Below are 21,385 nucleotides of genomic sequence, written 5' to 3' on the forward strand. Positions count from 1 at the left end.
TAATGTAGGCCGGGTAAGGCGTTTACACCGCACCCGGCAAATGAACGCAACGTGGGCTTATTTACCCATCTTAACTTCGCTAACCCACTTATTGATCAACGCCTTACGTACGTCAGTCGAGCCGTACTTATCCATGTCGTAATTGATAAGCTTCAGGTCGTCGAGCTTCAGCGAGTTAGGAGAGGTCTCGGCGGTGGTGTTGGTCAGGATCTGATAGGATTTCCCTTTCTTCCACGCCAGCTCCTGTGCGTCTTTCGACAGCACCCAGTCAACGAACAGTTTGGCGTTGTCGACGTTGCGCGCACCTTTCAGGATGCTGACGCCGCCGATTTCATACCCGGTGCCTTCGCAGGGGGAAATCAACTCCAGCGGTGCGCCCTGTTCTTTTTCCAGCGAGTAGTCGTGCAGGAAGCCAATGCCGATAGCCGTTTCGCCGCGAGCGGCGTTACGCGCCGGGGCAATGCCGGATTTGGTGTATTGAGAGACGTTGGCATTGAGCTGTTTCAGGTAATCAAAGGCCTGATCTTCACCCCACAGTTGAGCAAAGGTCGCCAGCGCGGTGTAGGCGGTACCGGAGCTTTGCGGGTCAGCAATCTGGATTTCGCCCTTGTATTCCGGTTTGGTCAGATCCTTCCAGCATTTTGGCACCGGCAGGTTTTTCTCTTTCAGGCGCTGGGTGTTGACGCCAAAGCCCAGAATACCGACGTAAACCGCCGAAGAGAGGTTACCTTTGACCTTCGCGGGATCGCGGAATTTCTCCATGATCTGTTCGAGGTTTGGTGATTTATACGGCTGCAGCAGACCCATTTCACCGGCCTGGGATTGCGGATCCAGCGTACCGCCGTACCACACATCCGCCTGCGGGTTTTTCTTCTCGGCATCCACTTTCGCCAGCGTACTGCCCGAGCCGTTGCGAATGAATGAGGTTTTCACATCATATTTTTCACCGAAGGCTTTGGTTTCGGTTTCGCACATCTCGTTGGTGGCGCTGCAATACACCACCAGACGGCCCTGCGCCTGGGCTGCGTTGCTGAAGGCCGCCAGCGTCAGAGCGGAAGCAATCAGGGTAGAGGTAAGCGTCAGTTTCATTGTTTTATCCTTTGACTGAGAGAAGGGGTAATGCCCGCAATGAGCAACGGCATCAGCAATAAACCCATAAAGACAGCGGCAACCGAGAGCAAACTGAACATTCCCGACCAGCCGTAATGTTCTATGACCAACGACAGCGGCCAACCCGCCAGCGCGGCCCCCAGATAGGCGAACAGCCCGAGAAAACCGGTAATTGAACCTGCCGCTGCTTTGTGTCCGCATTCAACGGCTGCGAGGCCAATTAGCATTTGTGGGCCAAACACAAAAAAGCCCACGGTAAAGAAACACACTGCCAGTAGCGCGTAGTGGTGCACTGGTGCCAGCCACAGTGCGGCGACGGAAACCATCAGCCCCAGCGTGAACAGCAAAATCATCGGCGCACGCTGACCGCTGAACAGCAGATCCGATCCCCATCCGGCAAACAGCGCCCCCAGCAAGCCGCCAACTTCAAACAGCATCACCGTGGCATTGGCGCTGAGCAGATTCACGCCGTGGCTTTCCGTCAGCCAGATGTTGCCCCAGTCGTTGAGCGCAATGCGGATCAAGTAGACCAATACATACGACACGCCGAGCAGCCAGATCATCGGGTTTTTCAGCATGGTGGTGCGCAACATTTGCCACAGCCCCATCGGCGGGCTTTGCTGTTCCTGACGCAGCTCCAGCGGGTCATGCCGCCATTCCCCAACCGTGGGTAATCCTTCTTCCTGGGGCGTGCCTTTCAATTGCAGGGTGAGCCAGATTCCCAGTGCCATACTGATTATCCCCGGTGCCAGCATGGCCGCCTGCCAGCCCCACCAGTGGGCGGCAAAAGCGCTAATCAGCGGGATAATGGCGCCACCGATGTTGATCGACATATTCCAGCAGCCCCACCAGAAGCCACGTTCGTTGCGCGAGTACCAGTGGGTCAGCAGTCGGGCACAGGGCGGCCAGCCCCAGCCCTGAAAAAATCCGTTCAGCGTCCAGACCACCAGCAGCAGCGTCAGCGATTCACCAAAGGCGAACAGCACGTTTAAAACGCCGGTGGCAAACAGACCAATACCCATAAACGCGCGCTGTCCGTGGCTGTCGTGCCACAGCCCGGCGGTAAATTTCGACAGACCATAGGTCAGATAAAACAGTGACCCGAGCAAGCCGATATCGCCCTTATCCAGACCCAGGTCTGTTTGTAGCGCCGGGAGGACATAGTTAACGCTTTTGCGCGTCAGATAAAACGCGGCGTAACCAATTACCATACACATCAGCAGCCGGGGGCGTAGCGCCCGGTATTGTTGGTCTGTTTCGCTGGCTGAGCGTGTATGCATGGCAGTCTCCGTTTGTGCTGACTATAGGAAAGTGAAAGCAAAAGGGGATGAGAGAAAGTCCGCAGTGACTAAGACTTTTTCCTGGTTAGCGACTGGTTTGTTGCAAATTTGTGGGCAGGTTAACAATTACTCGCGTGCCATTGTTTGATTCGAGCGTCAGTTCACCGCCAAGGGCGCTCACCCGCTCACGCATCCCCTGGATACCGAAACCGGGAATTTTTTCTGGCAGAATACCAACGCCGTTGTCAGCGACGTCCAGAAACAAGCAATTTTCCCGCTGGCGCAGCGTAATCGACACATCGCTGGCATCGGCATGTTTACAGACGTTATTGAGTAACTCCTGCAACAGGCGATACAGCGTGAAGCGCACCGTTTCGTTTTCTGGCGTATTTTCTAGCTGATAATCAAAGCGGCAGCGAATACCCCGTTCAGCAAAAGCAAATTCATTCACCAGATGATGTAGTGCATCTTTAAAAGACAGTTCATCGAGCGCGGGGGGGCGTAGTTGGCGCAGCAACTGACGGGTGGAGTGATGAATACGCCGGGCCAGGTCGTTGATTTGATTCGCAGCCTCAAGCGTTTGCTCACGACCCGGTGCGCGTTTGACCAGTTGCGACTGAATTTGAATGGCGGTGATGTTCTGACCAATTTCGTCGTGCAGTTCCCGCGCCAGGCTTTTGCGCGTGTTTTCTTCGGTGCGGATCAGCTGTTCGGTCAGCGCGCGACGCGCCGCCAGTTCGGTTTCCAGACGCTGGCGATAATGGTGCAGGTTTTGCGCCAAATGCTGCTGGCGGCTGATGGCGATCCCCAGCCCTATACCCAGCAGAGCCTGGGTGGCGAGGAAAATCTCCAGCTCCAGTAAATTACTGAACCCGACACCGATTTGCCGGGCGATGGTGATCATCATACTGCCGAGCAATCCTGACAACACGCCACCCTGCCAGCCAAATTTCCACGCCATCACCACGTTCGGTAAGAACACCACGATCAGCAACAGGCGCTCGATCTCCGGCGACAGCACCATTTGGGTGCCGATGCCAATAATAAAAAACAGGCTACACCAGATGATAAGCGAAGTGCGCAGCGGGGGATTGGTGGTATCCAGCCCGAGCAGATGATAGCGGTGCTGTTGGCGCAGAAATTCATAGATCAGATAGACAAACGGCGTCAGCAACACGCCGCCGGTAAACGACGCCAGGCCAATCAGCGTTGCCGGGCTCTGGATAAACGGTGAAAGCAGGGCAGTATTGAGCAATGAGGTGAGCGTTACGGCGGCCAGCAGCAGCGTTAAGCGTTGCCAGTAAAGGGGAAAGCGGTGCCAGTATGACTGGCCGATGCTCGCTGGAATCAGGCTAATTAACGGCGCAGCCAGCAGGATATAGCCATTCAATAATTGCTCGCTGTGCAGCCAGAACAACATCAACACCGGCGGTAGTATCAGCGCGGGCCAGTAACGGCGAGAAAGCAGAATTAACAGCGCGAGATAGACGCCGTGTGGCAGAAATAGCGCCGCCTGCTGGCCGTTGTGGGTCAGGTAAAACCCCAGCGTCCACAGCATCAGCCAGCCCGATCCCCAGGCCAGCAGAATAAACAGAGAAATAACCCAATGCCGAAGGTTACGCGACATTAATGCCCCGTCAATAGCTGGTGGTCGAGGGCAAAATGCACCAGATCGATGGTGCTGTGGCATTGCAGTTTGCCCAGCACGTTCGCGCGATGAACGTGCACCGTCTTGTGGCTGAGGTCGAGCTTGAAGGCGATCTCTTTTACGCTGTCGCCTTTGACCAACAGATCAAACACTTCACGCTCGCGCGGGGTCAGAACTTCCAGAACCTGCGCGGGCTGCTCGCCGCCGCGTAGCGCACGCAGCGCATCGGCGCACAGGTAATGGCCGCCCATGCCTACTGAGCGTACAGCCTGCACCAGTTCTTCCGGGCCGCAGCGTTTGGTCAGGTAGCCGCTGGCGCCTGCGTCCAGCGCGCTTTGCACAAACGTGGGCGAGTCATAAATGCTGAGAATAATGGCGCGAAAACCGGGCTTCTGCGCCCGCAGTCGTTTTAACAGGCTCAGGCCATTTTCATCCGGCATGGCGATATCCATTACCGCGACGCTGACATCATCATGCAGAAGTGCAGGCCAGGCTTCCGCCGCGCTGCTGTACTGACCGGTAACGTTCAGATCGTCTTCGAGACTGAGTAATTGCGCAAAGCCGGAACGCACCACCACATGGTCATCCACCAGCACAACATGAATCATGATATTGCTCTCTTGCTGACAATGGCCTCTATGATGCCTGCCAGCGCCGCGCTGGCAATCATCGTGGCGCGGATATGTAACGAATGTAACAAAATCGCAATAATTTGCCGGGTGTTGTAGCGAGTGTAGGCCTGATAAGCACAGCGCATAAGGCATTGATTGCCGGATGGCGGCGCAAGCGCCTTATCCGGCCTACGTTCCGTAATGAGCGAAATAGCTAACTATTGCCGTTTTTTTTCTAAAAACGCTTTGTTCTTAGCCAGAATTTTTAATTCCTTTATCAAATTGTGCCGCAACGAAATACTGCCCCTATAACAAGACAGGGGAGCAGACAATCATGGCTATTTCATCGCGTAACGCACTTCTTGCCGCACTGGCATTCATCGCATTTCAGGCGCAGGCGGTGAACGTCACCGTTGCTTATCAGACCTCCGCCGAACCTGCCAAAGTGGCGCAGGCGGACAACACGTTTGCCAAAGAGAGCGGGGCGACCGTTGACTGGCGCAAATTCGACAGCGGGGCGAGCATCGTTCGTGCGCTGGCATCCGGTGATGTGCAGATCGGTAATCTTGGCTCCAGCCCGCTGGCGGTCGCTGCCAGTCAGCAGGTGCCTATTGAGGTTTTCCTGCTGGCATCAAAGCTCGGCAATTCTGAGGCGCTGGTGGTGAAGAAAAACATCAGTAAACCGGAAGATTTGATTGGCAAACGCATTGCCGTGCCGTTTATTTCCACCACCCATTACAGCCTGCTGGCGGCGTTGAAACATTGGGGGATTAAACCCGGCCAGGTGGAGATTGTGAACCTGCAACCACCGGCGATTATTGCCGCATGGCAGCGCGGAGATATTGATGGTGCGTATGTCTGGGCACCTGCGGTCAACGCGCTGGAAAAAGACGGCAAGGTGTTAACCGACTCCTCGCAGGTTGGCGAGTGGGGGGCACCGACGCTGGACGTGTGGGTGGTGCGCAAAGATTTTGCCGAGAAGCATCCTGAGGTGGTGAAAGCCTTTGCCAAAAGCGCTATCGATGCCCAGCAGCCTTATATCGCTAATCCTGATGAATGGCTGAAGCAGCCGGAGAATATCAGCAAACTGTCACGTTTGAGCGGCGTACCGGAGGCGGATGTACCGGGGCTGGTGAAAGGTAACACTTACCTGACACCGCAACAGCAAACCGCTGAGCTAACCGGCCCGGTGAACAAAGCGATTATCGACACCGCGCAGTTCCTTAAAGAGCAGGGCAAAGTCCCCGCTGTCGCGACAGATTACAGCCAGTACGTGACCGATCGCTTCGTGCAATAAATAAGGAGGCGATGATGCTGCAAATCTCTCATCTTGCTGCCAGCTACGGTGGAAAACCGGCGCTGGAGGATATCAACCTGACGCTCGATAGCGGTGAACTGCTGGTGGTACTCGGGCCTTCCGGTTGTGGGAAAACCACGTTGTTAAATCTGATTGCCGGGTTTGTGCCGTATCAGCATGGCAGCATCACGCTGGCAGGTCACAGGGTTGACGGTCCGGGGGCAGATCGCGGGGTCGTGTTCCAGAACGAAGGTCTGCTGCCCTGGCGTAACGTGCAGGACAACGTGGCTTTTGGTCTGCAACTGGCGGGCGTGGACAAGCCGCAGCGCCAGCGTATTGCCCTGGATATGTTGCAGAAAGTCGGACTGGAGGGCGCGGGCAAACGCTTTATCTGGCAGCTTTCCGGTGGACAACGTCAGCGTGTCGGCATTGCGCGGGCACTGGCGGCCAACCCGCAGCTGTTGCTGCTGGATGAACCTTTTGGCGCGCTCGACGCCTTTACCCGCGAGCAGATGCAAACCCTGCTGCTGAAGCTGTGGTATGAGACCGGGAAACAGGTGTTGTTGATTACCCATGATATCGAAGAAGCGGTGTTTATGGCGACAGAGCTGGTATTGCTGTCGCCAGGTCCTGGTCGGGTGCTGGAACGACTGCCGCTTAATTTTGCCCGTCGTTTTGTGGCCGGAGAGTCGAGCCGCAGCATTAAGTCCGATCCGCAGTTTATCGCCATGCGCGAGTATGTGTTAGGTCGGGTCTTTGAACAACGGGAGGCATTCTCATGAGCGTGGTGATTAATGATAAACCCCGTCGCCAGCGGGTGCTGAACTGGCGCTGGCCGTTCTCGCGGCAGATTACCTTAAGCCTTGGTACGTTGGCCGTCATTCTGGCGGTGTGGTGGACGGTGGCGGCGCTGCAGTTAATCAGTCCGCTGTTTTTACCGCCGCCGGGACAGGTTTTACAAAAGCTGATCGTCATTGCCGGGCCGCAAGGGTTTATGGATGCCACGCTGTGGCAGCATCTGGCGGCGAGTCTGACGCGTATTGTTATCGCGCTGCTGGCGGCAGTGCTGCTGGGCGTTCCGGTTGGGATCGCGATGGGGCTGAGTCCTACGATGCGCGGCATTCTCGATCCGATCATTGAACTGTATCGTCCGGTTCCTCCCCTGGCCTATTTACCGCTGATGGTCATTTGGTTTGGCATCGGTGAAACCTCCAAGATCCTGCTGATCTATCTGGCGATTTTCGCCCCTGTGGCGATGTCGGCTCTGGCGGGGGTAAAAAGTGCGCAGCAGGTGAGAATCCGGGCCGCGCAGTCGCTGGGGGCCAGCCGTGCGCAGGTGCTGTGGTTTGTGATTTTACCGGGTGCCTTGCCGGAAATTCTTACCGGGTTGCGTATTGGACTGGGCGTGGGGTGGTCGACGCTGGTGGCAGCTGAACTGATCGCGGCCACGCGAGGGTTAGGATTTATGGTGCAGTCAGCCGGTGAGTTTCTGGCAACGGATGTGGTGCTGGCAGGGATCGCGGTCATTGCCGTTATCGCATTTATTTTAGAGCTGGGTCTGCGCGCGCTTCAGCGTCGCCTGACGCCCTGGCATGGAGAAGTACAATGAGTGAACGTCTGAGCATTACCCCGCTGGGGCCGTACATTGGCGCACAAATCACTGGTGCGGATTTGACGCGTCCGCTGAGCGATAATCAGTTTGAACAGCTTTATCATGCGGTACTGCGCCACCAGGTGGTGTTTTTGCGGGAGCAGGTGATTACGCCACAACAGCAGCGGGCACTGGCGCTGCGTTTCGGCGATCTGCATATTCACCCTGTCTATCCGCATGCCGAAGGGGTAGAGGAAATTATCGTACTGGATACCCATAACGATAATCCGCCGGATAACGACAACTGGCACACCGATGTCACCTTTATCGACACGCCGCCTGCCGGGGCGATTCTGGCAGCAAAAGAGCTGCCATCGGCCGGGGGAGACACTCTATGGACTAGCGGAATTGCCGCTTATGAGGCATTGTCTGAGCCGTTTCGTCAGCTGTTGAGTGGCCTGCGGGCAGAGCATGATTTCCGTAAGTCATTCCAGGAATATAAATATCGCAAGACACCAGAAGAGCATCAGCGCTGGCTGGAGGCGGTCGCTAAACATCCACCGTTGCTACATCCGGTGGTGCGCACACACCCGGTAAGCGGTAAACAGGCACTGTTCGTGAATGAGGGATTTACTACGCGAATTGTCGATGTGACGGAAAAAGAGAGCGAGGCGTTACTAAGCTTTTTATTCGCGCATATCACCAAACCGGAGTTTCAGGTGCGCTGGCGCTGGCAGCCCAACGATGTGGCGATTTGGGATAATCGCGTCACGCAACATTATGCCAATGCGGATTATCTGCCGCAGCGGCGTATTATGCACCGGGCGACGATCCTTGGGGATCAGCCTTTTTATCGGGCGGGTTGATTGTTGGTGGGGTTTTACTTATCGGGCCTGGAACTGTCGGCCCGATAAGGTGAAGTCGCCATTCGGCAACAAAGTGGTTAGCGCAGGATTTTTTTCTCGGCCAGATCCAGTGCGAAGTAGCTGAAGATCAGATCCGCGCCAGCGCGTTTGATCGAGCCTAAGCTTTCCAGAACCACTTTCTCTTCATCTATTGCACCTGCCATCGCCGCGAATTTGATCATCGCGTATTCACCGCTGACCTGATAAGCGCCAATCGGCAGCTCGGTGCGCTCGCGGATATCACGCAGAATATCGAGATACGCGCCAGCCGGTTTGACCATCAGGCAGTCTGCGCCCTGGGCTTCATCCAGCAGCGATTCGCGAATCGCTTCACGGCGATTCATCGGGTTCATTTGATACGTTTTACGATCGCCTTTCAGCGCCGTGCCTGCGGCTTCACGGAACGGGCCGTAGAAAGAAGAGGCAAACTTGGTGGAGTAGGACATGATCGCAGTATCGGTGAAGCCCGCGGCGTCCAGCGCCTGGCGAATCGCCTGTACCTGGCCGTCCATTGCGGCGGAAGGGGCGATGAAATCTGCGCCCGCTGCTGCGGCAACGACTGCCTGTTTGCCGAGGTTGGCAAGGGTTAAATCGTTATCAACGCCGTGATCGCATAACACGCCGCAGTGACCATGCGAGGTGTATTCACAGAAACAGGTGTCGGACATGACGATCATTTCCGGTACGGTCTGCTTACAGATACGCGACATGCGCGCCACCAGACCGTCTTCTTTCCAGGCATCGCTGCCGGTCTCATCGGTGTGATGAGAAATCCCGAAGGTCATGACCGAGCGGATGCCTGCATTAGCAATACGTTCGATTTCGCGCGCCAGGTGTTTCTCTGGAATGCGCATCACGCCGGGCATGGCGTCGATAGCTTTGTAATCGTCGAGTTCTTCTTCAACAAAGATCGGCAACACCAGGTCATTTAAGCTGAGTGTTGTCTCTTCAAACATAGCGCGCAGCGCAGGGGATTTGCGCAGGCGACGAGGGCGTTGGATTAGGTCTGTCATGGTATGCCTGATGTTTGTGGAATCGAAGGCCGTAGTATACCCGAACCTGAGGGCGAGAGGTTTACGAAAGTTGGCGTTATGCCGAGGTTATGGTGATGTTACCAATGCTTGGTATTATGTGTTATCTCTATTTTTGCAATTATGACTATTTTAAATAGTGATTAGTTTTATGGTGAATTTAGTTTGATTTAATCTTTAATTAAGCGATGGGGATTTAATGGAATTTATTAGCTGACGTTTTATTTTAAAGTTAATCATAGTTTCAATGTATTGTTTTGTCATTTTTCTTGCGTGTAACTGTCTAAAATAAAAATGATTTTTACGTTTGTTTTCTGTTTCGAATAATTTGCATATCTATTGTCCGTAATCGGACTTAAGCCAAAGAATAATTGAACCTTTCCTTTGTGAAACCGCATAATCTTCCCCGCGAAACATAAAATGTTTTCTTTGCATTGATAATTGATGGATCAACTATATTACGTCCCTGAGGAGGGATGACAAATGCACACTTGGAAAAAGAAACTTGTAGTATCACAATTAGCATTAGCCTGCACTTTGGCAATCACTTCTCAGGCGAATGCTTCAACTGATATCTCTGGGACCACCTACACAACGTTTGCTCATTATAATGACGCATCCTACGCGGATGGCGTCTATTATGATGGATATGTTGGTTGGAACAATTACGACACCGATAGTATTTATAACGGTGATATTTATCCGGTAATCAATAACGCCACTGTCAACGGCGTTATTTCGACTTATTATCTGGATGATGGGCTGTCTACTAACACCAATAACAACAGCCTGACGATTAAAAACAGCACCATTCACGGTATGGTGACATCCGAATGTATGACCACGGATTGTACTAACCGTACGGGTACTGACTATTACTACGATCGCCTGGCGATGAACGTCATCAATTCAACTATCGATGACAACTACGAACATTATACCTACAACGGTACGTATAATGACGCAGCTGACACACACGTTGTCGACGTTTATAACCTGGGTACGGCTATCACGCTGGATCAAGAAGTTGATCTGTCTATCTCCGCCAACTCTCATGTCGCTGGCATAACCCTGACTCAGGGTTACGAGTGGGCAGACATTGACGATAATACCGTCAGCACTGGCGTAAACAGCAGTGAAGTATTTAACAACACTATCGCTGTCAGCGATTCTACCCTGACCTCTGGTTCATGGACTGACGAAGGCACCACCGGTTGGTTTGGTAACACCAGCAATGCAAGCGACTACAACGGTAATGGCTGGAACGCTGACGATATTGCATTAGCGGTTATTGCACATCCGGATGCGGATAACGCGATGCAGACCACTGCCACGTTTGATAATTCCACGCTGATGGGTGACGTGCTGTTCTCCAGCAACTTCGATGAGAACTTCTTCCCGAACGGTGCTGACACTTATCGTGATACCGATGCTGACCTGGATACCAATGGTTGGGACGGTACTGACCGTCTGGATCTGACCCTGAACAATGGCAGTAAGTGGGTCGGCGCGGCAATGTCCGTGCACCAGGTTGACACCGATGGTGACGGCGTTTATGACAGCTACGCTGCAGGCACTGAAGCCACCGCTACGCTGATCGACATCACCGCTAACAGCCTGTGGCCGGATTCAACCTACGGAATCGATAGCGACACAACTTCTTATGACGAAAATGGTCATGTAGTTGGCAACGCTGTCTACCAGAGCGGCCTGTTCAACGTCACGCTGAACGGTGCTTCACAGTGGGATACCACCAAAACTTCCCTGATTGATACCCTGAGCATCAACAGCGGTTCGGTTGTCAACGTGGGTGATTCTATCCTGATCTCCGACACTATTGGCCTGACCGGTGGTTCTGCACTGAACATCAACGAAGATGGTCATGTTGCAACAGATACTCTGTCTATCGACAACAGTACTGTAACGATTGCTGACGACGTATCTGCTGGCTGGAGTGTAGGTAGTGCTGCGCTGTATGCAAACACCATTAACGTCACCAACAACGGTGTTCTGGATGTGGGTAACAGTACCGGTAATGCGCTGCAGGTTGATACCCTGAATCTGACCAGCTACACCGACGCTTATAACCATGTTAACGCGGGTGTTTTCGACATCAACAGCAACAACTATGTGCTGGATGCTGACTTGACCAACGATCGCACTAACGATGAATCTCAGTCTAACTACGGTTATGGCGTGATCGCGATGAACTCTGATGGTCATCTGACTATCAACGGTAACGGCGATTCCGACACCTCAGGCGATCAGTCTGAAGTTGATAACTATGGTGACCATGTAGCGGCGGCAACCGGTAACTACAAAGTCCGCATCGACAACGCTACTGGCGCAGGTTCTGTTGCGGATTACAAGGGTAACGAGCTGGTCTACGTTAACGACGCGAACAGCACTGCGACCTTCTCTGCAGCCAACAAAGCTGATCTGGGTGCTTACACCTACCAGGCGCAGCAGCAGGGTAACACCGTTGTTCTGCAGCAGATGGAACTGACAGACTACGCGAACATGGCGCTGAGCATTCCGTCTGCTAACACCAATATCTGGAACCTGGAACAAGATACCGTTGGTACTCGTCTGACTAACGCGCGTCATGGTCTGGTTGATAACGGTGGTGCATGGGTTAGCTACTTCGGTGGTAGCTTCGATGCAGATAATGGCACCATTAACTACGATCAGGATGTTAACGGCATCATGGTCGGTGTTGATTCCAAAATTGATGGTAACAACGCTAAGTGGATTGTCGGTGCTGCAGCAGGCTTCGCGAAAGGTGATATGAGCGACCGTACCGGTCAGGTGGATCAGGATAGCCAGACTGCCTACATCTACTCTTCTGCTCACTTTGCCAACAACATCTTTGTTGACGGTAACTTAAGCTACTCTCACTTCAACAACGATTTGACTGCTAACATGAGCAACGGTCAGTATGTTGATGGTAGCACCTCATCTGACGCCTGGGGCTTTGGCTTGAAACTGGGTTATGACCTGAAGCTGGGTGACGCAGGTTACGTAACGCCATACGGCAGCGTATCCGGTCTGTTCCAGTCTGGTGATGACTATAAGCTGAGCAACGACATGAAAGTTGATAGCCAGTCTTATGACAGCATGCGTTATGAACTCGGTGTCGATGCAGGTTATACCTTCGCCTACAGCGACGACCAGGCGCTGACTCCGTACTTCAAACTGGCCTACGTTTACGACGACTCTAACAACGATTCTGATGTAAACGGCGATTCTATCGACAACGGTGTAGAAGGTTCTGCGGTACGTGTTGGACTGGGAACTCAGTTCAGCTTTACCAAAAACTTCAGCGCATACACCGATGCTAACTACCTCGGTGGTGGCGATGTAGATCAAGACTGGTCTGCAAATGTTGGTGTTAAATATACCTGGTAAGACATCTCTCGTTGTTAAAGAAAAGATAATCTAACTCAGAAAAATGCCCGTCACGGATTTGACGGGCATTTATTGCAAGGAATGCCCAGATGTTGTCTGCAAATAAACCGCTTGTGGAATTTGGTAAGCTTGATAAATGTTTGTCAAAATATGGCAAACACTTTGAGTGTGATAACGATAAAGAAATAATTTATTCCAGTGATATAAACAGTGACGATACCTTTATCATTTTAAATGGTGTAATTTCTCTGAGGCGAGGGGAGAATGTGCTGGTCGGTATTGCGCAGGCACCGTTTATTATGGGGCTTTCAGATGGTGTGATAAAAACAGATATACAATACAGATTAATCACGGAAAGCGATTGTACGGGATACCATCTACCTGCCTCGCAAACAATTAATATAATTGAAGAGTGCCAGCTTTGGCGTGAAGCTTTTTGTTGGTTGGCATGGCAAAACTCCATGCTTGAATTACGCGATCTGCAGTTGATCGGCAATAACTCCTACGATCAGATTCGCGCGACATTGATCTCTATGACGAAATGGGATGAAGCCCTTCGTTCACGCATTGGCGTTATGAACTATATTCACCAACGCACACGAATTTCACGCTCGGTTGTCGCTGAGGTTCTCGCAGCATTGCGTAAAGGCGGTTACATTGAAATGAATAAAGGCAAACTGGTGTGCATTAACCGTTTGCCTTTTGAGTATTGAATCAGGATGCAGGAATGACCTGTGGCTTGTACCCGCTCAACTCTGCAACCAGTTCGTTGATACCGTCGCTCATATTGGTAAAACGGGTCAGCGGAGAGCGCGTCACTACGACAAATGCCCCAACGTTTTGCTGTGGGATCATCGCCATATAGGTAATGAAGCCACCGCCGCCACCGGTTTTTTGAATAATTCCCGGTCTGCCATTCTTCGGCGCCATGTAGACCCAGCCCAAACCAAGCGCATCGGCTCTGCCTGGAACGTCCATTCCCACCACTTTAGTTAACTGCGTACGCTGGTAAATCAGCGTCTGCATCCGGTCGGCCTGCTGGCTACGATGATAAAAGTCAGAAGAAAGATACTGCTGCATCCAGCGCATCATATCGCCAGGCGTTGAATAGACGCCGCCGCTGCCCATCGCTGCCAGCGTATTGTTACAAGGACTGGCACCTTTTTCCGCGACCATCAGGCGTCGGCACTGATCGGGAGATGGCGTAAAGGTGGTGTCTTTCATCCCCAGCGGACGGGTGATTTTATCTTCAAACAGCTGCGGATAAGGCTTACCTGACGCGGTACCCAGCGCATCGGCCAGCAGATCAAACGCCAGGTTGGAATAAGAAGCCTGCGATCCTGGTGCGGCTTTAAGCGTAGCCGTTGAGAGATAGCTCCAGCGCTGCTCGCGGGTTGGCCAGACAAACACCGGGCGCTTGGCCGCGCCGCCTGGCTGTTCGCGCGGCAGTGCGCTGGTATGCGTCGCCAGATTCACCAGCGTAATTGGTGTTCCTTGATAAGTGGGTACGCGTGCGCCAGGAGGTGCATATTTACTCAATGGATCGTTGAGTTTGACCGTGCCCTGATCGAGTAATTTCACCAGCATTTCGCTGGTCATTAATTTGGTAATTGAGGCAATGCGGATTACGGAATCCAGTTGCGGGTGAACATTATTGCCGGGGCGTGTTTCACCAAAACTGCGAAATACACGCTGATTACCATCAATCACCACGAGCGCCATCCCCGTAGCACCACTGCCGTAAAATATATGGTCGGCATAACGATCAACGATATCAGAGGCGAAGACCGGATCGGTTATAGGCTGTGCCGCCTGGACAGATGTCAATGACGCCGCACACAGCGCGGCAGAAAAAAGCAGACTACGTTTCAACGGTGGTGTCCATGAGTTAGAGAAAGTGAAAAAGGATGTCGTGCGTATGCGTATTTATACTACTCATCGGCGTATTGCAAAGCGCTTATCAACCAATGATAGTGGGAAAAACGTAACGATGAGTAAACACAGGAGTTTCCTGGATTGCGGATGTTCGCTTTTGTGATCTCACGCTGTGATAATCTGCACATACTGGAACGTTGTCGAGTGTGAAAACCACAGAAACAATTCTTCATAACCGAGGTGCGAACTAAGTGCCTCGGTTTTGGTCACAATTGTCGGTTTCAGCTTGTGTTTTTGGGCGTAAGCCGTCTGGCCTCCGCACTCTACGGTGGCAAATGCACAGCAGTCGTCATAACGATAAGAAGTTAGCAGGAGAGCACTATGTTTAAGTCTTTTTTCCCAAAGCCGGGGCCGTTCTTTATTTCGGCATTTATTTGGGCACTGGTCGCCGTTGTATTCTGGCAAGCAGGTGGGGGAGCCTGGGTTGCACATATTACCGGCGCGTCGGGAGACGTACCTATTAGCGCAGCGCGTTTTTGGTCGTTGGATTACCTGATTTTTTATGCGTACTACATTCTTTGTGTCGGGGTGTTCGCGCTGTTCTGGTTTCTCTACAGTCCACACCGCTGGCAGTACTGGTCTATTCTGGGCACATCGCTGATTATTTTTGTGACCTGGTTTCTGGTTGAAGTCGGCGTCGCCGTCAACGCCTGGTATGCGCCATTTTATGACCTGATTCAAACTGCGCTCAGCGCACCACACAAGGTGAAGATTGAGCAGTTCTATCATGAAGTGGGCATTTTTCTCGGTATTGCGCTGATAGCCGTAGTCATTGGCGTGATGAACAACTTCTTCGTCAGCCACTATGTGTTCCGCTGGCGTACCGCGATGAACGAACACTATATGGCGCACTGGCAGCATTTGCGTCACATCGAAGGCGCAGCACAGCGTGTACAGGAAGACACCATGCGTTTTGCTTCTACGCTGGAAGATATGGGCGTCAGCTTTATCAACGCGATTATGACGCTGATTGCCTTCCTGCCTGTACTGGTAACGCTCTCTGCCCATGTTCCTGACCTGCCGATTGTTGGACATGTGCCTTATGGCCTGGTGATTGCCGCGATTGTCTGGTCGCTGATGGGAACCGGTTTACTGGCCGTGGTCGGGATAAAGCTTCCCGGGCTGGAGTTTAAAAACCAGCGCGTGGAAGCGGCCTATCGTAAAGAATTGGTCTATGGCGAAGATGATGGCAACCGTGCGACGCCACCGACGGTGCGTGAACTGTTCCATGCGGTACGGCAAAACTACTTCCGTCTCTATTTTCACTATATGTACTTCAATATTGCCCGTATTCTTTACCTGCAGGTTGATAACGTTTTCGGCTTGTTCCTGCTGTTTCCGTCGATTGTTGCCGGTACGATTACGCTCGGCCTGATGACGCAAATCACTAACGTGTTTGGCCAGGTGCGCGGCTCGTTCCAGTATCTGATTAACTCCTGGACAACGTTAGTAGAACTGATGTCTATTTATAAGCGTCTGCGCAGCTTTGAACGAGAGCTTGATGGTCAGGATATTCAGGAAGTTACCCATACGCTGAGTTAATAATAAGGAGATGTTATGTCGACGGTTTCCCGTCTTTACCCCTTGTCTGGTCTGGCAGCACTGGTGCTGGTGGGATGTAGTAGCCAACCTGCGCAGCCGCTAAAAAAGGGGGAGAAAGCCGTCGATGTGGCGAGCGTGGTGCGCCAGAAAATGCCCGCCAGCGTGAAAGACCGGGACGCGTGGGCGCAGGATTTGGCAAAGACCTTTGAAAGCCAGAAGCTGGCACCGACGGTTGAAAACATCTGTTCGGTGCTGGCGGTAGCGCAGCAGGAGTCAAACTTCCAGGCCGATCCGGCTGTTCCTGGTTTAAGCAAAATCGCCTGGAAAGAGATTGACCGTCGCGCAGAACGCATGCATATCCCGCTGTTTGTCGTGCATACCGCGCTAAAGATTAACTCGCCAACGGGGAAAAGCTACAGCGAGCGTCTGGATACGGTGAAGACGGAAAAACAGCTTAGCGCCATCTTTGATGATTTCATCAACATGGTGCCGATGGGGCAGACATTGTTTGGATCGCTTAATCCGGTACATACCGGTGGTCCAATGCAGGTCAGTATCGCGTTTGCTGAGCAGCACACCAGCGGGTATCCGTGGAAAATGGCGGGGACGGTACGTCAGGAAGTGTTTAGCCGCCGTGGTGGGTTGTGGTTCGGTACGTATCATCTGCTCAACTACCCGGCGAATTACAGTGCGCCAATCTTCCGCTTCGCCGATTTTAATGCCGGATGGTATGCGAGCCGCAATGCAGCTTTCCAGAATGCGGTCAGTAAAGCCAGCGGAGTGAAGCTGGCGATGGACGGGGATCTGATTCTCTATGGCAGCAGTGAGCCGGGCAAAACGGAGCTGGCGGTACTTAAACTGGCCGGGAAGCTAGGGATGAGCGAGAGTGAGATCCGCCGTCAACTGCAAAAAGGTGACAGCCTGGCCTTTGAAAAAACCGCATTGTACGAAAAGGTTTATAAGCTGGCGGAAGCGAAGACCGGGAAAACGTTACCCCGTGAAATGCTGCCGGGCATTCAACTGGAAAGCCCGAAGATCACGCGTAATCTGACTACTGCGTGGTTTGCTAAACGGGTGGACGATCGTCGGGCGAAGTGTATGAATCAGTCATCTTTATGATGACGGTGACGCCAGCGCATGACCGCCGCTATGACGCCAAGAATCAGGCTTCCGGCCAGGAAGGGGATCAGTCCAAAGAGGGTACCGACGCCTAAACCGATTTCAACCCGCGGGCGTCCTGTCTCCTGCATTTGCAGCTGCATCAGTTCTTCATAGATGCCGGGCGCGTGGGCCAACAGATTTAAAATCTGTGCACCCGCCCAGAAGCAAAACAGCACAAATACGGCATACGCAATGTTGCCGGACAGGGAGGAGGGATCCCGATGCTTGCCCTTAAACAGGGATTTTGAGAGCGTAAAATCAGCCATAAAGACCTCCGGAAATAACCTGCTTTTTTTGACGTAATGCCTGGAACTGAGAGTGAGTCTGACAGGTGATCGGCAATGTCAATATCAGAATGATGGTAATTTCAGGTAGAGATTATTCCTGGATTTCGGTTTTTTGTTGGCGGTCACAATTATGTAACCTTAAGTTAAACTGAGTTACATTTAAGAAATTCCGCACAGGCCACAGACGCCCTCGGGGAAATGTGCGAGGATGCCTTACTGTGTTGTATTTCCACCGGAGCTGTTATGAACCTGCCTGTAAAAATCCGCCGAGACTGGCATTACTATGCTTTCGCTATTGGGCTTATCTTTATTCTGAATGGCGTGGTGGGGTTATTAGGTTTTGAAGCGCAGGGATGGCAAACTTATGCGGTGGGGCTGGTGACCTGGGTGATTAGCTTTTGGCTGGCCGGATTAATCATCCGTCGCCGCGTTGAAGATGATGAAGCAAAGGATGCCCAATAGCTCTATCAGGCATCCTGACGGGTTTACATACTGGTTTTCAGCGCGCTATCCGCAGCATGGCGTTCCAGCGCCAGTTCGATCAGGCGAGTGATCAAATCGGTATAGCCTAAACCGCTCGCTTGCCACAGTTTCGGATACATACTGATGTTGGTAAAGCCTGGCAGCGTGTTGATCTCATTGATCACAACGTCGTTTTCAGCAGTTAAGAAGACGTCCACGCGCGCCATGCCGGCACAGCCCAGAGTCTGGTAGGCCTGAATGGCGATTTCGCGGATCTTATCGTTAATCTCTGGCGCAATTGCTGCCGGAACGACAACTTTGGCACCGTTATCGTCAATGTATTTAGTGTCGTAAGCGTAAAAATCGCTGTTCAGCACGATCTCACCACAGGTACTGGCCTGCGGATGATCGTTGCCCAGTACCGCACATTCGATCTCGCGGCCTTTGATCCCTTGCTCCACAACGACTTTATGATCGAATTCAAATGCCAGCGCGACGGCCTGATCGTATTGGACTTCGCTGGTTACTTTACTGACGCCAACGGACGATCCCTGGTTGGCCGGTTTTACAAACAGCGGCAGACCCAGGCGGGATTCCACTTCGGCAAAGCTGATGCTGTTGCGATTCGCGCGAGTGAGCGTAATAAATGGCGCGATGTTTAACCCGGCATCACGCAGCAGACGTTTGGTCACGTCTTTATCCATACAGGCAGCAGAACCCAGCACATCAGAACCGACAAACGGCAGGTTCGCCACGCGCAGCATGCCCTGCAGAGAGCCATCTTCACCCAAAGTACCGTGTACGATTGGGAAAATAACATCGACCGTCGGCAGCGGTTGACCGTTTTGTGCATCGATCAACTGGTGCTCTTGTTTACCCGGTACCTGCGCCAGGCTGGTCTCAGAAGGTCGCAACGCAATATGCGCCGGATCGTCTGAATTGAGCAGATAGTTACTGGCATCGCTGACGTGCCATTGCCCTTGTTTATCAATACCTAACAGCACAACGTCAAAGCGAGTCTTGTCGATGGCATCGACAATATTTTTTGCCGATTGCAATGACACTTCATGTTCCGCTGATTTACCACCAAATACGATTCCTACCCGCAACTTTGCCATCTTAAAAACCCATTCCATGAATGCAAAGCACATACATTACCACGACAAAACGCAGGTTTCCTCGGCTTCTGGCAGATTGTTTTGGCGAATGACAGGGGATTAGAAGGGGACAGACACGCAGATCGCGCGGGAAGCACAATCCCCTGTTTATATTATGGGTTTGATGTGAGCTATATCACAAATATGATGAGCGGGAAGATAAAATCCTAAACTGTGATTTATCGCACCTGTAGACCCTTATTCGGCTAAGTAATTTGTTAAGCTGCTCGCAGTTTTCAGCTACTTATCGTTATGAGTCCTTATGGAATCCTGGAGAGTTAACCTTATTTCCGTTTGGTTCGGATGCTTTTTTACCGGACTGGCGATTAGCCAAATCTTGCCTTTTTTACCACTCTATATCTCCCAACTGGGCGTGACCTCGCATGAAGCGCTATCAATGTGGTCCGGATTAACGTTCAGCGTCACCTTCCTGATTTCAGCCATTGTTTCTCCGATGTGGGGCAGTCTGGCCGACCGCAAAGGACGCAAGCTGATGCTGCTGCGGGCCTCACTGGGGATGGCCATTGCGATTTTGCTACAGGCATTTGCCACTAACGTCTGGCAGCTTTTTCTGCTGCGCGGGGTGATGGGGTTAACCTCCGGCTATATTCCTAATGCGATGGCGCTGGTTGCGTCACAGGTTCCACGCGAGCGCAGCGGCTGGGCGCTGAGTACGCTCTCTACGGCGCAAATTAGCGGCGTCATTGGCGGACCGCTGATGGGAGGCTTTATCGCCGATCATGTTGGCTTACGGGCGGTATTCTGTATTACCGCCGCCTTACTGGTGGTGAGTTTTCTGGTCACACTGTTCTTGATCAAAGAGGGCGTTCGCCCGACGATTAAAAAAAGCGAACGTCTGAGTGGGAAGGCCGTGTTTGCCTCGCTTTCGCATCCGGCGTTGGTGATCAGCTTATTTTTTACCACCATGGTGATTCAACTGTGTAACGGCTCAATTGGGCCTATTCTGGCGCTATTTATTAAATCAATGGTCCCGGACAGTTCGAATATTGCTTTTCTCAGTGGGCTGATTGCCTCAGTACCGGGCATTTCTGCTCTGATTTCCGCGCCTCGACTTGGTAAATTAGGCGACCGTATTGGTACTGAGCGGATTTTAATGGCGACGTTAATCTTCGCGGTGGTGCTGTTTTTCGCCATGTCGTGGGTCACCACGCCGTTGCAGTTGGGAATTTTACGTTTTCTGCTCGGCTTTGCTGATGGTGCGATGTTGCCGGCGGTGCAGACGCTGCTGGTGAAATACTCCAGCGACCAGATAACCGGACGCATCTTTGGCTATAACCAGTCATTTATGTACCTTGGCAACGTCGCCGGGCCATTGATGGGTGCAACGGTATCGGCAATGGCGGGATTTCGTTGGGTGTTCATTGCTACAGCAAGCATTGTGCTTATCAATATCTGGCAACTGGCTATCGCGTTGCGACGTCGGCGCGAGGTTCGTTGAGTTCCTGATTAACAACGCTGCCTGTCAGCGTTGTTAATTCATAAGTGTGTATTATATATTTGTGTGATTATTACTTTTCTTACCTTTTTATATTGAATCATTCTGCATCCAGACGCATTTACCCTTATTTTGTGTTGTGATTGTTTTCTCAAATCTTTTTATTCCTTATAAAAATACAACTTTCATCCTCTAGGCAGTCGTGAGCCTTAATGATAACGTGGCCCATATTTTGTTAAGGGAATAGGCAAATGAAAAACCTCGTCACTGAGTTGTTACTTAAGCTCGCGCAAAAAGAAGAAGAATCGCAAGATCTGGCGGCACAGGTCGAAACGTTAGAGCGGGTAATCATCGAAATGCTGCGCAATATGGCGTGGAACGATCGGCAAATATTTATTCGTCAAATTGAGGGGGCGCTGGCTGGCGGAAACCGCATGCCCGCGTTTCTGACGAACATACATAATGCTGGCGAGTGCGTACCAAAAGCGTTGTGATCCATCTGTG

At 52.2% G+C, this 21,385-nt stretch carries 19 protein-coding genes; 11 read left to right on the top strand and 8 right to left on the bottom strand.

Annotation, left to right across the window (positions count from 1 at the left end; translation table 11 throughout):
* Nucleotides 1-57: 57 nt before the first annotated feature.
* From OGX86_RS15265 to OGX86_RS15280, 4 genes are all read right to left on the bottom strand, one after another.
* Nucleotides 58-1,089 (bottom strand): ABC transporter substrate-binding protein, encoded by a 1,032-nt coding sequence (locus OGX86_RS15265; RefSeq protein ID WP_003830932.1) that lies wholly within the window; start codon nucleotides 1,087-1,089, stop codon nucleotides 58-60.
* On the bottom strand, nucleotides 1,086-2,390 hold the full coding sequence (gene uhpC, locus OGX86_RS15270) for an MFS transporter family glucose-6-phosphate receptor UhpC (protein ID WP_003830933.1): 1,305 nt from the start codon (nucleotides 2,388-2,390) through the stop codon (nucleotides 1,086-1,088). Before uhpC ends, OGX86_RS15265 begins: the two co-directional genes overlap by 4 nt.
* An 85-nt stretch (nucleotides 2,391-2,475) precedes the next feature.
* The gene (locus OGX86_RS15275; protein ID WP_048226338.1) at nucleotides 2,476-4,017 is read right to left on the bottom strand and encodes an MASE1 domain-containing sensor histidine kinase; all 1,542 of its coding nucleotides are present in this window, start codon (nucleotides 4,015-4,017) and stop codon (nucleotides 2,476-2,478) included.
* Entirely contained in the window at nucleotides 4,017-4,646 is a 630-nt protein-coding gene (locus tag OGX86_RS15280; protein WP_008783889.1) for a response regulator transcription factor, read from the bottom strand. Before OGX86_RS15280 ends, OGX86_RS15275 begins: the two co-directional genes overlap by 1 nt.
* Nucleotides 4,647-4,983: 337 nt before the next feature.
* On the opposite strand from OGX86_RS15280, the gene tauA reads away from it, so the two are divergent.
* Genes tauA through tauD form a run of 4 tightly spaced genes read left to right on the top strand, consistent with a single transcriptional unit; the run spans nucleotide 4,984 to nucleotide 8,403 of the window.
* On the top strand, nucleotides 4,984-5,946 hold the full coding sequence (tauA, locus tag OGX86_RS15285; protein WP_003830936.1) for a taurine ABC transporter substrate-binding protein: 963 nt from the start codon (nucleotides 4,984-4,986) through the stop codon (nucleotides 5,944-5,946).
* Nucleotides 5,947-5,960: 14 nt separating this feature from the next.
* Entirely contained in the window at nucleotides 5,961-6,728 is a 768-nt protein-coding gene (gene tauB / locus OGX86_RS15290; RefSeq protein WP_048226334.1) for a taurine ABC transporter ATP-binding subunit, read from the top strand.
* Nucleotides 6,725-7,555 carry a taurine ABC transporter permease TauC gene (tauC, locus tag OGX86_RS15295; RefSeq protein WP_048214813.1) on the top strand — a complete coding sequence of 277 codons (831 nt, stop codon included), beginning with the start codon at nucleotides 6,725-6,727 and terminating at the stop codon, nucleotides 7,553-7,555. The genes tauB and tauC overlap by 4 nt, the downstream gene beginning before the upstream one ends.
* Nucleotides 7,552-8,403, top strand: a complete 852-nt coding sequence (gene tauD, locus OGX86_RS15300) for a taurine dioxygenase (protein ID WP_048226333.1) — start codon at nucleotides 7,552-7,554, stop codon at nucleotides 8,401-8,403. The genes tauC and tauD overlap by 4 nt, the downstream gene beginning before the upstream one ends.
* Nucleotides 8,404-8,480: 77 nt before the next feature.
* On the opposite strand, the gene hemB is transcribed toward tauD, so the two are convergent.
* Complete coding sequence (gene hemB / locus OGX86_RS15305) at nucleotides 8,481-9,455, bottom strand: porphobilinogen synthase (RefSeq protein WP_048226331.1); 975 nt, start codon at nucleotides 9,453-9,455, stop codon at nucleotides 8,481-8,483.
* 501 nt (nucleotides 9,456-9,956) lie between these two features.
* On the opposite strand from hemB, the gene ehaB reads away from it, so the two are divergent.
* Both ehaB and iprA read left to right on the top strand, forming a co-directional pair.
* Nucleotides 9,957-12,881, top strand: coding sequence for an autotransporter adhesin EhaB (ehaB, locus tag OGX86_RS15310; RefSeq protein ID WP_286640268.1), 2,925 nt, complete (start codon nucleotides 9,957-9,959; stop codon nucleotides 12,879-12,881).
* A gap of 89 nt (nucleotides 12,882-12,970) precedes the next feature.
* Nucleotides 12,971-13,594, top strand: coding sequence for a hydrogen peroxide resistance inhibitor IprA (iprA, locus tag OGX86_RS15315; protein WP_003830944.1), 624 nt, complete (start codon nucleotides 12,971-12,973; stop codon nucleotides 13,592-13,594).
* 1 nt (nucleotide 13,595) lies between these two features.
* On the opposite strand, the gene ampH is transcribed toward iprA, so the two are convergent.
* Nucleotides 13,596-14,753, bottom strand: coding sequence for a D-alanyl-D-alanine-carboxypeptidase/endopeptidase AmpH (ampH, locus tag OGX86_RS15320; RefSeq protein WP_286640269.1), 1,158 nt, complete (start codon nucleotides 14,751-14,753; stop codon nucleotides 13,596-13,598).
* A 384-nt stretch (nucleotides 14,754-15,137) separates the two neighbouring features.
* On the opposite strand from ampH, the gene sbmA reads away from it, so the two are divergent.
* On the top strand, nucleotides 15,138-16,358 hold the full coding sequence (gene sbmA / locus OGX86_RS15325) for a peptide antibiotic transporter SbmA (RefSeq protein ID WP_003021430.1): 1,221 nt from the start codon (nucleotides 15,138-15,140) through the stop codon (nucleotides 16,356-16,358).
* Nucleotides 16,359-16,373: 15 nt separating this feature from the next.
* Nucleotides 16,374-17,477 carry a DUF1615 domain-containing protein gene (locus OGX86_RS15330; protein WP_286640270.1) on the top strand — a complete coding sequence of 368 codons (1,104 nt, stop codon included), beginning with the start codon at nucleotides 16,374-16,376 and terminating at the stop codon, nucleotides 17,475-17,477.
* Here OGX86_RS15330 and OGX86_RS15335 read toward each other — a convergent pair.
* Nucleotides 17,462-17,785 (bottom strand): DUF2755 family protein, encoded by a 324-nt coding sequence (locus OGX86_RS15335; protein WP_286640271.1) that lies wholly within the window; start codon nucleotides 17,783-17,785, stop codon nucleotides 17,462-17,464. The genes OGX86_RS15330 and OGX86_RS15335 overlap by 16 nt on opposite strands.
* 264 nt (nucleotides 17,786-18,049) lie before the next feature.
* Here OGX86_RS15335 and OGX86_RS15340 point away from each other — a divergent pair, with 264 nt between their 5' ends.
* Nucleotides 18,050-18,268: a DUF2754 domain-containing protein gene (locus OGX86_RS15340; RefSeq protein WP_003830949.1), complete on the top strand. Its 219-nt coding sequence runs from the start codon at nucleotides 18,050-18,052 to the stop codon at nucleotides 18,266-18,268.
* Nucleotides 18,269-18,291: 23 nt separating this feature from the next.
* Here the strand turns inward: OGX86_RS15340 and ddlA are convergent, their stop codons facing one another.
* Nucleotides 18,292-19,386, bottom strand: a complete 1,095-nt coding sequence (gene ddlA / locus OGX86_RS15345) for a D-alanine--D-alanine ligase (RefSeq protein WP_048216351.1) — start codon at nucleotides 19,384-19,386, stop codon at nucleotides 18,292-18,294.
* 301 nt (nucleotides 19,387-19,687) lie between these two features.
* On the opposite strand from ddlA, the gene OGX86_RS15350 reads away from it, so the two are divergent.
* A complete protein-coding gene (locus OGX86_RS15350; protein WP_008783902.1) occupies nucleotides 19,688-20,884 on the top strand; it encodes a multidrug efflux MFS transporter in 1,197 nt (398 codons plus the stop codon).
* Nucleotides 20,885-21,132: 248 nt separating this feature from the next.
* Entirely contained in the window at nucleotides 21,133-21,375 is a 243-nt protein-coding gene (locus OGX86_RS15355) for a sigma-S stabilization anti-adapter protein IraP (RefSeq protein ID WP_079935136.1), read from the top strand.
* Nucleotides 21,376-21,385: the final 10 nt, after the last annotated feature.

The sequence above is a fragment of the Citrobacter sp. Cpo040 genome, assembly GCF_030332915.1.
GTDB lineage: Bacteria > Pseudomonadota > Gammaproteobacteria > Enterobacterales > Enterobacteriaceae > Citrobacter > Citrobacter portucalensis.